The organism is Streptomyces sp. SCA2-17 (genome assembly GCF_044336695.1).
In genome coordinates, this window is the sequence record NZ_CP117521.1 from 5559804 (window position 1) to 5573188 (window position 13385).

Here is a 13385-nt window from a genome sequence, read left to right on the forward strand (position 1 = left end):
CGTCCAGTACCAGCGGTGCCACGCGCTACGCCGCGCACTCGATGGCATTGACGCCCCGTACAGCTACCCGGGGGCACCGTTCCCGGCCTCCGCGTGGACGGCTGGGGTGCCGCGTGAGCGTCGATGAGATGTTCCCGGTCGTCCTGACCGGGCACGTGGCACTGTGCATCGAGTGCAGGACAGTCACTCGCGCCCCCATCCCGGTCCGATGGATCCAGGGCACTGACGCTCCTGGGACCACCCTCTACGCCTGCCCCGAGCACGCTGTAGCGCTTGGCGCGGGACCGACCCCGGACGACGTGATCCGCGAGCGCCGCAGCGCCAACTGAGGCACCACCTGTTGCCCCGCCTGGAGCTACTCCGGGCGGGGCTTCTCTATGCCTCGCCTCGGCGCCCAAAGCGTAGGTTTCTCACGGCCTGGAGGGCCATGGGGGAGAGTGCCAGCACGGTGTCATCTCGCATTCCGATCCACCCCTTCCGTCTAAGCGACTCAGCCGCAGACCGGGCATCGCGCCCGGTCTCGGTAGATAGCTCGACCACAGAAGGAGCGCTTCCGGCGTCAAGATGATCGGCGATCACGAAGAGGAGACTCTGCTCCTCCTCGGTGATCCGGAAGTCCATGCTTCGACGGTAGACCACCTCTCCCGAGAGCGCTGGGCCGCCTGCTGTGGAAGTGGGGGCCAGCGCTCCCCGGACCAGAAGGCCGTAACGGGTGGCGCGCTTGCCCCGGTACTCGGCCACAGCGCCTAGCTTGCCCATCGGCGAATCTCATCCCTGCGGCGCAGACGGCGGCACGTGACCAGCGCGTGACCAGTAGCACCCAGGAACGCCCCGAAAAGCGCAGGACGAGACATGTACCCTTGGGTAGCAGCTAAGCCCCTTTAGGCTGGTGTTTCCGCAGGTCAGCGACCTGACGGGCTGGTGCCCGAGAGGAGAGTTCAAGTCCCCCCTCGGACACCAGCAAGATCAGACAAAGCCCCAGCTCAGCTGGGGTTTTTCTGTTTTTCCGGACTGGATCAGCTCTCGGTGTGAGTTACCCGCTCCACCCCGCCGCGGCCGCTCGACGTCGCCGCGGTCTTCCCTCAGCTGGGCCCGTTGGCGCGCCCGGCGATCCGGTTGCATCCCCGCCCCGGGTCGGACGACAAGCCGCCGACCGCGCTGGTCTGGCGATCCGCCGCCGAGGTCACCGGCATCCTCGCCGCGCCGCCCGAGTGGACTGAGGGGGAATACGACGGCTACGTGCCGGAGCCGTGCGTGCTCGCGCCGGAGCGGATCACCGAGTACCCCGACTACTTGGAGCTGGGCAAGGAGCGTTCTACTCGACAGAGCTGTCCGAGGCCCCGGGCTGGAAGGTCGGTGGCTGGGCCCCGTGGGGCCTCACCGAAAAAAATCCCGTCGCCCGGTTCTGCGCCGCCTGTGGCGCCGGGATGCGCCCGCTGCTGACCATCGCCTCGGACGAATGGAACAGCGGCAATCACGGTGGGGCCCCGCACACCAGCCTGATCCAGTGAGCCATTGCACCGCGAAGCCTGCGAAGGTTTCGCAGGTCGGACGCTTGATGCGGTGGTGCCCGAGAGGAGAGTTCAAGTCGCCCTCGGGCACACGGAAGAACCCCGGCTCAGCTCAGCCGGGGTTCTTCCGTGTGCCCGGACCGGAACGGGGCCCTGTCACCAGCCGGACGTGCCGATTTCCACGCGGGGCTTGAAGGCGCTGTTGGAGCCGTCGTTGGGGTAGAGGTAGAGCTTGCCCGTCTGGTGGGGGGCGGAGGCTACGGCTATGAGGTCGATCTGGCCGTCGTGGGTGAATTCGCCGGCCGCGTAGTCGGAGATGCCGTTCCAGCCGCCGGCGCCGAGTTCGATGGAGGAGCCGGCGTCGAAGCCGTTGTTCTTCGTGTCCGGCTGGAAGAGGAGCAGCTTGCCCGTCTTCGTGTCGGTGGCGATGAGTTCGTGCGCACCGACCTGGTCGAAGACGCCGGCGGAGATGACCTTGTTCATGCGGTTCCAGTCGCCGGTGCCCCACGGCACGCGCTTGCCGAGCGTGTCCAGGCCGGACTTGCCCGTACCGGGGTAGAGGTACATCTGCCCGGTGTCGGCCTTCACGGCGATCAGGTCGTCCTTGCCGTCGCCGTTGAAGTCGGCGGCGGCCAGGTGCTTCATGCCGTTCCAGGCGCCGGAGCCGATTTCGATGCGGTCGTCGAAGGCGTCGAGGCCCTTGTCCTTGGTGCCCGGGTAGAGGAAGAGCTCTCCGGTCTCCTTCTTCACGGCGATCAGGTCGTCCTTGCCGTCGCCGTTGAAGTCTCCGACGGTGAGGTTGCGCATGCCGTTCCAGCCGCCGGAGCCGATTTCGACGCGGTTGCCGAACGTGTCGAGGCCGCTCTTTCCGGTGCCGGGGTAGAGGAACAGCTTTCCGGTGGAGACCTGGACGGCCAGGAGGTCCTTCTTGGCGTCGCGGTTGAAGTCGCCCGTGACCAGTTCCGTCATGCCGGGGTCGGTGGGCAGGGGCTTGGACGGGAACGGGTCCGCGTGGTCCTTGCCGAGCCCGGCGTTCGGGCCGCAGTTCGGCCACGCCCGCTCGCCCTGCTTGGCGAGCACCTTCTCGCCTATGCGTATCTGTTCCTCTTTGCTCGCCAGGTCGGCGCGCTCGGCGTACGCCTTGCCGCCGAATTCCGACCAGGTGCCCTGGCTGAACTGCAGGCCACCGTAGTAGCCGTTGCCGGTGTTGATGTGCCAGTTGCCGCTGCTCTCGCACTGGGCCACCTTGTCCCAGGTGGCGACGGACGCCGCCTGAGCTGCCGGGCCGGAGGAGAGGAGGGACAGCGCGGTGATTCCGGCGATACCGGTGGCAGTCAGCAGCGCGCGCGTACGGGATGACGTAGACATGCGGACCTTTTCTCGAAAGGAAGGGAGAGACGGGAAGGGGGGGGGCGTGTCACCAGCCGCCGGTGCCGATTTCCGTGCGGGGAGCGAGGCCCTTGCCGGTGCCCCGGTAGAGGTAGAGCTTTCCGGTCTCGCCCGGGTCGGAGTCGACGGCGGCGAGGTCACCGATGCCGTCGCCGGTGAAGTCGGCGGCCGCGTAGTCGGAAATGCCGTTCCAGCCGCCCGAGCCGATCTCGACGCGGCTGCCCAGGGTGTCCAGGCCCGTCTTTCCGGTGCCGGGGTAGAGGAAGAGCTCGCCGGTCTCGGTCTTGGTGGCGACGATGTCGGCCTTTCCGTCACCGTTGAGGTCACCGGGGGAGACGACCTTGTTCATGCCGTTCCAGGCGCCGGTGCCGATTTCGACGCGGTCGCCGAGGGCGTTGAGGCCGGACTTGCGGGTGCCCGGGTAGAGGAAGAGCTGGCCCGTCTCGGACTTGGCGGCGATCAGGTCCGTCTTTCCGTCACCGTTGAAGTCGCCCGCGGCGAGGTGCTTCATGCCGTTCCAGCCGCCCGAGCCGATTTCGATGCGGTCGTCCAGGGTGCTCAGCCCCTTGGCGTCGGTGCCGGGATAGAGGAAGAGCTGGCCCGTTTCGTTCTTCACGGCGACGACGTCGTCCTTGCCGTCGCCGTTGAAGTCGCCGACGGTGAGGTTCTTCATGCCGGTCCAGCCGCCGGAGCCGATTTCGACGCGGCTGCCGAAGGTGCGGAGTCCCGTCTTTCCGGTGCCGGGGTACACGAAGAGCTTTCCGGTGGAGACCTGGACGGCGACGAGGTCCTTCTTGCCGTCGTGGGTGAAGTCGCCGGCGGTAAGTTCGGTCATTCCGGGGTCCATGACCGCCGGGGCCACGTCCACGTAGTCGCGGTCGATCAGCAGCTTGGTGCCGCCGTACGTCTCATGGACGTTCCCCGTGTACTGGTTGATCCGCTGACGGTTGCCCCAGTGCCCGGACGGAACACCGGGAACGTCCGTGTCCGCCTTGCCGTTCCAGGTGGCTGCCCAGATCACGTCCGGGCGTTCGTAGGAGCCGGAGTCGTAGACGGAGTCGAGCTGTTTGATGGCGGCGCCGGTCGAGCTGTACACGCCCGAGCGGAAGCCGAGCTCCCGTATGCGCTCCGACCAGCCGGACAGGTACTGCACGACGCGGGTGTCGTACTCCGGGCCGTAACCGGCTTCCATGTCCTCGTAGATCACCGTTCCCGGCGCGAAGCCCAGCCGCTCGGCGAGGGCGACGGCCTTGTCCGCCGCGGCACGCCCGTCCTTGCCGGCGGTGCGGGCGGAGATGCGGGTCGCCTGCGTGCCCGCGTAGACGGGCAGCATGTGCCACCCGGCCTTCGTCTGTGCCTGCACCCAGCCCGGGGTCAGGTTGGGCTGGCTGGGGCAGCCGATCGACGGGCCGCCGATGTAGATGCCGATGCCCTTGTAGGGGGACTTGGCCCAGTCCGCCATCGCCGAGGAGGACGGGGCGGTGCACGTGTCGAACGCCTTGCCGGTGAAGCCCGTGCTCGGCTTCACGGGGGCCGCCGCCTCCTGAAACCCCGTGCCGGACGGTTCGAGGGCGAGGCCCGGCCGCGCCGACGCGTCGGTCCTTGCCGAGGCCAGGATCTTCTGCACGGCGGCGGGGGAGTCCCCGTAGCCGGCGGTCGCGTACAGGCCCGCGCCCTCGAAGGCCACCCGCACCTCCTGCTGCTCGTCGGCGGGCAGCGCGTCGGGGACGCGGTCGCCGGCCCGTACGGTCACCCGGGGCACCTCGGGGCGCGGGGCGGCGTCGGCGAGGGGCTCCAGGACCAGGGCGTCGGTCTTCTCGGCGATCAGGTGCGCCGGGCAGTCCTGGTTCGCCCCGGGGTGACCGAGGTAGAGGGCGTGCTGGTCGAACCGGACGCAGGTGTCCGGGTGCTCGTCCAGGTTCACCACGTTCCAGCCGGCGGGGACGTCGAGGGTGAGGCCGCGGTAGGTGACCGGGGTGGTGCCCGGCCCCTCGGGGGAGGTGGAAGTGGGGGAGGCGGGGGAGGCGGAGGCCGGGGCGGGAGTGGTGCCCGTGGCGGCGAAGGCCGTGCCGCCGACGGACTGCAGCGGTACGGACAGCACCGCGGCTGCGGCGACGAACGCGGCCAGGCCGCGCATGCGCTTGGGGCTCATGGGATTCTCCGGGAGGCAGAGGGGCGGGGCGGGTCCGCGAGAGGAGTGCCGGACCCACCCCGGAGGCACGCGTCAGACGGTGTGGGCGGAGGGGGTGCGGCCGGTCACCAGCCGCCGGAGCCGATCTCCACGCGGGACGCGAAGCCCTTGCCGTTGCCCCGGTAGAAGTAGAGCTTTCCGGTCTTGCGCGGGTCGGAGTCGACGGCGGCGAGGTCGTCGATGCCGTCCTTGTCGAAGTCCGCGGCCGCGTAGTCGGAGATGTCGTTCCAGCCGCCCGTGCCGACCTCGATGCGCTTGCCGAGGGTGTCCAGGCCCGTCTTTCCGGTGCCGGGGTAGAGGTAGAGCTCGCCCGTCTCGGTCTTGGTGGCGACGATGTCGGCCTTGCCGTCACCGTTGAAGTCGCCGGAGACGACCTTGTTCATGCCGTTCCAGGCGCCCGTGCCGATCTCGATGCGGTCGTCGAGGGCGTTGAGCCCGGACTTGCGGGTGCCGGGGTAGAGGAACAGCTGGCCGGTGTCGGTCTTGGCGGCGATGAGGTCCGTCTTGCCGTCGCCGTTGAAGTCGCCCGCGGTGAGGTGCTTCATGCCGTTCCAGGCGCCGGAGCCTATTTCGATGCGGTCGTCCAGGGCGCTGAGGCCCTTGCCGGTGGTCCCCGGGTAGAGGAACAGCTTGCCGTCCGCCCGCTTGGTGGCGACGAGGTCGTCCTTGCCGTCGCCGTTGAAGTCGCCGACGGTGAGGTTGCGCATGCCGTTCCAGCCGCCGGACCCGATCTCGACCCGGTCGCCGAGGGAGTTGAGGCCGCTCTTTCCGGTGCCCGGGTAGAGGAACAGCTTTCCGGTGGAGACCTGGACGGCCACGATGTCCTTCTTGCCGTCGTGGTTGAGGTCGCCGGCCGTCAGTTCCGTCATGCCGGGGTCGATCGGGGGCTGCTCGTCGTCGACGACGGACTTGTTGTGGACCGGGTAGTAGCTCTCGGTGTCGTGGCCCGGGAAGTACGGGTACGGGATCTCGCGGTGGTGCACGCCGGAGCTGCTGAACTCGTAGCCCACGTACTTGCTGTGGTCCGCGTTCGCCCACTTGTCGAAGAGGACGACGTGCCCGTACCGGCCCGGCTTCGGGTTGAGGAGGGCGTCACCGGACTTGAGGTCGCTCTTCTTGATCTTCTCGGTCACGCCCTGGGGGCCGAAGTTGGGCGTGGCCATGTCCCAGCCGAGGCGCCAGGCCATGGACACGTAGCCGGAACAGTCGGTCCGGTGGCCCCGGTAGGAGCCCTCCATGTTGTAGGGGATGCCCTTGCCCACCCACTCCGCGGCGCGCTTGAGCGTCTCGCTGCGCTTGATTCTCGGGGCGTCCTTGCTGGCGCCGGCGACGTTGAAGAACTCCTCGCCGTCGGGCTCCACGGGGAGCATGGGGCCCTGGCCGTTGCTCCCGAAGTCGCCCGGCTCCTCGTCCGCGGCGACCGCCGCCGGGACCGGTGCCGCGGTGGCGGACGCCGCCATGGTGAGCCCGCCACCGGTGACGGCGCAGACGAGGGCGATGCTGATGGCGGAGTGGCGCAGGAAGGCGTGCTTGGACACAAGAGTCTCCTGGGAGAGGTGAAATCGTGAAGGGGTGAAGTGGTGGCGCAGCGAGGGGCGTTGCGAGGCGCGGCGCGGCGTGAGAAGAGCGGCTGCGGCTCAGAAGGCGATGGCTGCACGTACGAGGGGCAGCTGACGATCGCGAGCCGGACGCCGAGCGGAGGGGGCAGCGGCCCCGTCCGTCAGGACAAGGAATGCGTCAAGAGATAGGAGAGGCGGGAGAAGCGGGAGGAGAGGAGGGAGGGAAGGAAGCCTCGGGGAGCCCGGAGAAACAGGGGATCAGGGGAGGCGGGGCGGCAAGGGGAGTGCCGGCCGGGCGTGCGGCCCGTCGGTCACTGCCAGCCCATGGAGTCGGTCACCGTGGAGACAGGGCCCTCGGCAGCGGTCGTCGTGACCGGGGCGGAAGCGGTCGTCGTGACCGGGGCGGCGACGGAGGAGGCCGCCGGGGCGAGGACGGCGGTCCCCAGGGCGAGGGAGGCGACCGCGGCGGCCTGGGCGATGCGGGTACGGAACATCTCGGTGGTCCTTCCGGAACGAAGCGGTGAACTGAAGCGGCAGGGAGTGGCGGACCAGTAGGGCATCCCGCGGTGATGCCCGGCACGATCCGTTCGGTTCTGCCGGCCAGCCGTTCGTACCGGCTGACATGAGAAAGCTTCGTCCTGGGGCGGACGGGGCGGAAGAGGTTTCCGGTGGACCGAAAGGGCCCGGGACGGATCAGTCCAGGGGCCCGGCCGCCGGCGTCATGGGACGTCGAGCGCCGGCGTCACGGGACGTCAAGCGACAGCGTCATGGGACGTCAAGCGCCTGCGTCATGGGACGTCGAGCAAGGGCACCTGGGCGTCCACGAGCTCCCAGCGCGCGAGCTGCGGGCAGTCCTCAAGGGCGCGCCGGCAGGCCCGCTCGGCGTGTCCCTCGGCCTCTTCCAGGCGCTCGGCGAGCAGGTACACCCCGAGGACGGGGTGGGGGCTGGCCCGCGGATGGACCGAGATGTGCTCGATCCGCTCCCGTGCCAGGGCGCGGGAGAGGACCAGTTCGCGGATCTCCGCCGGGAGTTCCGTCGTCCGCCGTGGCCGGCGCAGGGCGACGTGCACGAGATACATGCGGTCAACTCTTCCAAGCGGGAAACGGGCTCACCAGGGATGATGCGGAACGGTTCGGTCCATGGCCGCAAACGGCCAGGCACTCGGCCCGGGAAGAACTACACATGTTGTGCGCAGCATGTAATGATCATGGGTGATTTCAGTAATTGTCCTTGACCGTCGGGGGGCGTTGATGCTGGACACACTGGGGTTGGACACCGGATCGGAACAGGTCTACCGGGGGCTGCTGGCCAAGCCCGGCGCCGGGGTCGCCGCGCTGGCCGCGTACCTGGGGCTGACAGACGCCGAAGTGCGCGCCGGACTCGACGTGTTGAGCGAGCTGTCGCTGGTGCGCCCGTCGGCCGAGCACGCGGGAGGGCTGCGCGCCGTCTCCCCCGACATCGGCCTGGACATCCTGATGTCCCGCCAGCAGGCCCGGCTGGCCGCGCAGCAGCAGCGCCTGGAGGAGTCCCGGGTCGCCGCCGCCCAGCTCATCGCGGAGTACGCCGACCACCGCTCCGTCGCCGCCAGCCTCGGCGGGGAGCAGCTCGTCGGGCTGGACGAGATCAGGGACCGGCTGGCGCTCCTCACCCGCGAGGTGCGCGAGGAGGTCATGGCCTTCAGCCCCGACGGCGCGCAGACCGAGGACAACATGGCGGCCGCCCGGCCGCTGGACCGCGAACTGCTCGGCCGCCGGGTCCGGCTGCGCACCGTCTACCTCGACAGCGTGCGCAACAGCGCCCCGACCACCGCCTACGCCGAGTGGCTCACCCGGCTGGGCGGGCAGATCCGGACGGCGCCCGCGCTCCCCACCCGGATGATCATCATCGACCGGAAGACCGCCGTGATGCCGGTGAACAGCGACGACACGGCGGCCCGCGCCGTCGTACTGACCGGCGCGGGCATCCTCGTGGCCCTCTGCGCCCTCTTCGAGACGGTCTGGGCGGGCGCCCAGCCGCTCGGCGCGAGCCCCTGCCGCGACGAGCACGGCCTCACCGGCCAGGAAGAGGCCACGGTCCGGCTCCTCGCGGAAGGCCGCACCGACGAGGCCATCGCCAAGCGCCTCGGCGTCTCCCAGCGCACGGCCCGCCGCATCGCCACCGGCCTCATGGAGCGCCTGGGCGCCCGCAGCCGCTTCGAGGCCGGCGTCCTCGCGGTCCAGTCCGGCTGGCTGCCCGCCCGGGCGGCCCGCTGACGGCACGGCCGCCGGCGATCACGACCTGCTTCGTCCTCCAGGACGAACGCCACCCGGGACGAACGCCACCCGCTAGGAACGTATCGCCCTCGCGCACTCGTCCCCGGAGGACTCGCCCCGCCCGACCGGCGCGCTGCGGTCGTACGGGTCGATCTCCGTGCCGGCCTCGTCCGCCCGGCGGTCCGTGCCGAAGGGCGGGGTGAAGTAGCCCGTGAGGGCGCCGCAGCCGCCGTTGGTCACGTGGTACTTGTACGAGACGATCGAGAACGTCCCCGGCTCGGTGATCACCTTGGCAGGGTCGTCCCAGCTCAGGACCAGCTCGCGCCGGACGATCGTGCGCACGATCTCGCCGCTGCCACCCGCGTCCGCGCGAGTGACCGGGTAGACGAAGGTGACGTCGGCGGTCACTTGCAGCGCGCCGCGCTCGCCCTCCCGGTAGGTGAGCCCGCCCCGGGTCTTCACGACGTCGCCGACCAGGCGGCTGCGGGAGGGCTGGAAGCGGCTGAAGAGGAGAAGAGGATCGTTCTTCTCGCTCGGGGCTCGGAAAGCGGTGTTCAGAAGGTCTTGGACGTCCTTCTGGTGCGGGTTGACCAGCGCGATCGCCTTCTCGGGGCGTTCGCCCTGCAGCACCCCGCGGTCCAGGCCGGACGCCACAAGGAAGTCCCGGCTGCCGGCGAGGGCCCGCTCGACCTCGGCCGCGCTCATCCAGCCGACCGCCCCGGCCTTCGGCACGGTGATCCCCGCCGCTCCGCTCTCCCAGCCGGCCGCCGGCGAACCGCGGAACGGCTCGTCCATGGTGGGGCGCCGGGCCGCCTCCGCCGGAGGTACCCGGGCCGGGCGGGCCGACGACGACGGGGAGTCAGTGCCGGCGAACAAGTCCACTACCCGTCCCGGCGCCAGCGCCACCACCAGCAGCACCAGCAAGACCAGCAGCCCGAACACGGCCCAGCCCGTGCGCCGCTCGGGCCGCACGGGCGTGCGGCTGCGCCGGCTCTCCGGGCCGTGACCGGGCTCCGCGCGCAACCGCTTCGCCACGTCACGGGCCCGCGCCGACGGCTCCTTGGGCGCGTCGGCGGCACCCGCCACCGACTCGCGCAGAAACCGCTCCCACTCCTCATCGGACCTGGACGAGCCGTCCGGCTCTGTACCCGCGCCCATCCCCAACCCCTGACAATCAGTAGTCCGCGACCCACTCCCCTGGGACGCGTCCGCATGATGACACAGAGCGCTGACAGTGAGGCCGGCTGGGGAAGCCGGGAGGCACGGGCAGGAAATGCGAGTGAAGGACGCATGACGGACAGTGACTGAAGCATCCCGGAAGGACCCGGAAAATCCCGGGTACCATGAAGGGAACAGCGAACCCCTTCGGCGGGGTTTTCCCGCAGGTCATGGGCCTGCGGGACCGGTGTCCGGGCGGCGCGGAAGCGCTCCTCAGGGCATTTCCGGATTCCCCGTCGAGCCGGGGTTTTTCTGTGTGCGCGCAGCACTGCCGCTGTGACGTCGAATACCCCCCACCCCCTGCACCCCCTGCGTCGAGGCATGAACCTTTCTCTCACCGACCACCGCCCTGCCCGCGTGGGCGTGCTGGTCACCGCACTCCTGACCGCCTGCATCGCCTTCCAGCTCAACGCGAGCATGCTCAGCCCCGCGCTGAAGAGCATCGAGGACAGCCTCGGCGCCAGCTCCGCCGAGATCGGGCTCACGCAGACCGCGTTCTTCACGTCGGCGGCCCTGTTCTCGCTCTTCCTGCCGCGCCTCGGTGACGTCATCGGGCGTCGCAAGGTCCTGGTCGGCATGCTCGTCCTCATGGCCGTCGGCTGCGTGATCGCGGCGCTCGCGACGAGCGTGCCCATGCTGTTCGCCGGGCGGATCGTGCAGGGCTTCTCCGGCCCGGTCGTCCCGCTGTGCCTGATCATGCTGCGGCAGGAGGTGACCGAGCCCAAGCGGTACGGCACCCTGCTCGGCGTGATCACCGCGGTCAACGGCGGCATCGCCGGCGTCGACTCCCTCGCGGGCGGGTTCCTCGCCGACGAGCACGGCTTCCAGTCCGTGTTCTGGGTCATGGCCCTCGTCGCCGTCCTCGCGGCCGCCCTCGCCGCGTTCATGACCCCCGAGTCCAAGGTCCCCGGCGCGAACCGGATGGACTGGCCGGGCGTCGGCCTCCTCGTGGTGTCCGTGGGTTCGCTGCTCGTCGCCCTCAACGAGGCCGGCAAGCTCGGCGCCGCGAACTGGGGGCTCATCGCCGCCCTGGTCGTCGTCTCCGCCGCCGCGTTCGCGCTGTTCTGGCGGACCGAAGGCCGCTCGGCGCACCCGCTCGTCGCCACGCACCACCTGCGCCGGCGCTCGACCTGGGCCACCCTGCTCACCACCACCCTCACCATGACCGGCGTCTTCGCCGTCATGAACGGCCTGATCCCGGCCTTCGCCCAGGACGCCGACGCCGGTCTCGGCATGGGCGCCGAGGGGTCCGCCTGGTGGACGCTGACCCCGTACGCTCTCGCCGGTCTCGCCATGGGCCCCGTCGCCGGCCGCCTCGCCGCCACGTACGGCTACGGCCGCGTCCTGCGCATCGGCCTTGTCGGCTCCGCGGTGTCGGTCGTCCTGATGATCCTCACGATCCCCGCCCACTCGAAGGCCCTGCTGCTGGTGGCGTCGCTCCTCGTGGGCATCACCTACGCGGGTGTGGCGAACATCGTCCTCAACGGCCTCGGCATCGTCCTCTCCCCGCGCGAGAACCCGGGCTTCCTCCCCGGCCTCAACGCGGGCGCCTTCAACCTGGGCGCCGGCCTGAGCTTCGCCGCGCTGTACGCGGTCAAGACCGCGGTCCAGCCGGCGGACGACGCGGCATCCGCCACGGGGTACACCTCCGGCATGATCGCCGGGGTTGTCATCCTGGCCGCGGCCCTCGCCACGTCCTTCCTCATTCCGAAGCCGGTCGCGGCGGAGGCCGCGGATGACGCGGCGGCCGGTGCGGCGGCTGCGGAGGCCCCGGTGCGGGCCGGCGGCTGACCGCCGCCCGCGGCACGCCCGAAAGACCCCGGCTCTCTGAGCCGGGGTCTTTCGCGTTCCGGGCCGTGCCCGTGCGGGGCGCTTTCCGTGGGTTCGGCACCGCTGGTCCCCGCCGTGGTGGCTGAGCGCCGCTGCGGCGGATTCGTGAGGCCGGGCCTCACAAGCCCTCAGCGTTGCCGGAGTCTGTGAGGCCGGGCCTCACGACCCCGATCCTTCAGCGCGCCCGGTTCCCCGGGGCCGTGACCGGGGCCCGTGAGGCCCGGCCTCGCGTGGGTTCAGTGCGCCCCGCTCGCTCGTACCGCCGGAAGGCCCTCGCCGTTCGCGGGTGTCTTCGCCCTCCTCCGGCCGTTCGCCGGGGCCGGGCGCTTCGCCGCCGGTTCGGGCTCCGGGTCCGGCGCCGCCGCGATCTCAGCGGCCCCGGCCCCGGGCGCCGCCGCCTCCTGGATCAAGCGGGACCGCATCGCCAGGTACTTCGCGTTCAGCTCGTCGACCGGGGTGAACTTGCTGACGCCGCCCTCGCTGATCTTCGGCTCCTGGCGCTCCATGATGCGGACGTCCTGGACGTCCTGGATCCACTTCTCCATGTACAGGGACATCCACGGCAGGATGCGGCGCAGCTTCTCCGAGCGGAGCACCGGTTTGAACGCCGGGTACTCGTACCAGCGCAGGATGTGCTCGGTGTGCCCGTCGTCGATCGGCACCAGCCACGACGTCGCCTCGAACTGCTCGGTCTGAACGTGCACCTGGCAGGGGAACGTGAACGTGATGACGTAGTGCGTCGTGTTGGAGGGGTCCGCCTCGTCCTGGTGGTCGAACGAGTAGCGCAGGGTCTGCTCCTCGGCCACGGTCTCCAGCTGGTGGTTGACGATCTTCGTGGCCGCCAGGTAGCGCTCCTTGCCGTCGAGGCCCAGCTTGCGCGGAGTCCCGTAGAGGAACAGGTAGTCGATGTAGTTGAACCAGTGATCACGATGCACGTACGTGATGTGGTAGAACTCGAGCAGGCTTTCGATGTAGCGGGTGTAGTGGACCGGCCGGGTCCAGTGCAGCGTCGAGTGGACCTTCGGGTTCTCGGCGATCTCCGGGGCCGCCTGGATGCCGGGCAGTTCGGCGCGTTCCTCGCCCCACCACAGCCACACCAGTCCGAACTTCTCTCGCACCGGGTGCACGGGCACCCGGAGCGAGCCGGGTATTCGGGCCCCCGACCCGAGCGAGGGTATGGCCTTGCAGCCGCCGTCGGGCCCGTAGCGGAAGCCGTGGTACGGGCACTCGACCGAGTTGCCCTTCATCCGGCCGTCGGCGAGGTTCGCGCCCTTGTGGGGGCAGCGCGCGCCCTGGCAGACCAGGTTGCCGTCGAGGTCGCGCCACAGGACCAGTTCCTGGCCCATCCGGCGCACCCCCGTGGGCTTGTCGTTCCGCACCTCCTCGGCCGGGAGTATCGGATACCACTGGTTGGGGATCATCGTGCGTTCCTCC

The 13385-nt window shown here is 70.2% G+C and carries 9 protein-coding genes; 2 read left to right on the forward strand and 7 right to left on the reverse strand.

Annotated elements, in window-relative coordinates; genetic code table 11:
* Positions 1-1667: 1667 nt before the first annotated feature.
* From PS271_RS25065 to PS271_RS25085, 5 genes are all read right to left on the reverse strand, one after another.
* The gene (locus PS271_RS25065; protein ID WP_398384823.1) at positions 1668-2879 is read right to left on the reverse strand and encodes a transglycosylase family protein; all 1212 of its coding nucleotides are present in this window, start codon (positions 2877-2879) and stop codon (positions 1668-1670) included.
* A gap of 49 nt (positions 2880-2928) precedes the next feature.
* The gene (locus PS271_RS25070; protein WP_398384825.1) at positions 2929-5052 is read right to left on the reverse strand and encodes a glycoside hydrolase domain-containing protein; all 2124 of its coding nucleotides are present in this window, start codon (positions 5050-5052) and stop codon (positions 2929-2931) included.
* Positions 5053-5156: 104 nt separating this feature from the next.
* The gene (locus PS271_RS25075; RefSeq protein WP_398384826.1) at positions 5157-6629 is read right to left on the reverse strand and encodes an FG-GAP repeat domain-containing protein; all 1473 of its coding nucleotides are present in this window, start codon (positions 6627-6629) and stop codon (positions 5157-5159) included.
* Between the two features lie 332 nt (positions 6630-6961).
* On the reverse strand, positions 6962-7144 hold the full coding sequence (locus PS271_RS25080) for a hypothetical protein (protein WP_398384827.1): 183 nt from the start codon (positions 7142-7144) through the stop codon (positions 6962-6964).
* A 294-nt stretch (positions 7145-7438) separates the two neighbouring features.
* Positions 7439-7729, reverse strand: coding sequence for a hypothetical protein (locus PS271_RS25085; RefSeq protein ID WP_398384828.1), 291 nt, complete (start codon positions 7727-7729; stop codon positions 7439-7441).
* Positions 7730-7901: 172 nt separating this feature from the next.
* Here PS271_RS25085 and PS271_RS25090 point away from each other — a divergent pair, with 172 nt between their 5' ends.
* Positions 7902-8903 carry a LuxR C-terminal-related transcriptional regulator gene (locus PS271_RS25090; RefSeq protein ID WP_398384829.1) on the forward strand — a complete coding sequence of 334 codons (1002 nt, stop codon included), beginning with the start codon at positions 7902-7904 and terminating at the stop codon, positions 8901-8903.
* Between the two features lie 72 nt (positions 8904-8975).
* Here PS271_RS25090 and PS271_RS25095 read toward each other — a convergent pair whose 3' ends face one another.
* The gene (locus PS271_RS25095) at positions 8976-10061 is read right to left on the reverse strand and encodes a hypothetical protein (RefSeq protein WP_398384830.1); all 1086 of its coding nucleotides are present in this window, start codon (positions 10059-10061) and stop codon (positions 8976-8978) included.
* A 381-nt stretch (positions 10062-10442) separates the two neighbouring features.
* On the opposite strand from PS271_RS25095, the gene uriT reads away from it, so the two are divergent.
* A complete protein-coding gene (gene uriT / locus PS271_RS25100) occupies positions 10443-11912 on the forward strand; it encodes a uridine transporter UriT (RefSeq protein WP_398384831.1) in 1470 nt (489 codons plus the stop codon).
* Between the two features lie 275 nt (positions 11913-12187).
* Here the strand turns inward: uriT and PS271_RS25105 are convergent, their stop codons facing one another.
* Complete coding sequence (locus PS271_RS25105) at positions 12188-13372, reverse strand: Rieske 2Fe-2S domain-containing protein (RefSeq protein ID WP_398384833.1); 1185 nt, start codon at positions 13370-13372, stop codon at positions 12188-12190.
* Positions 13373-13385 lie beyond the last annotated feature (13 nt).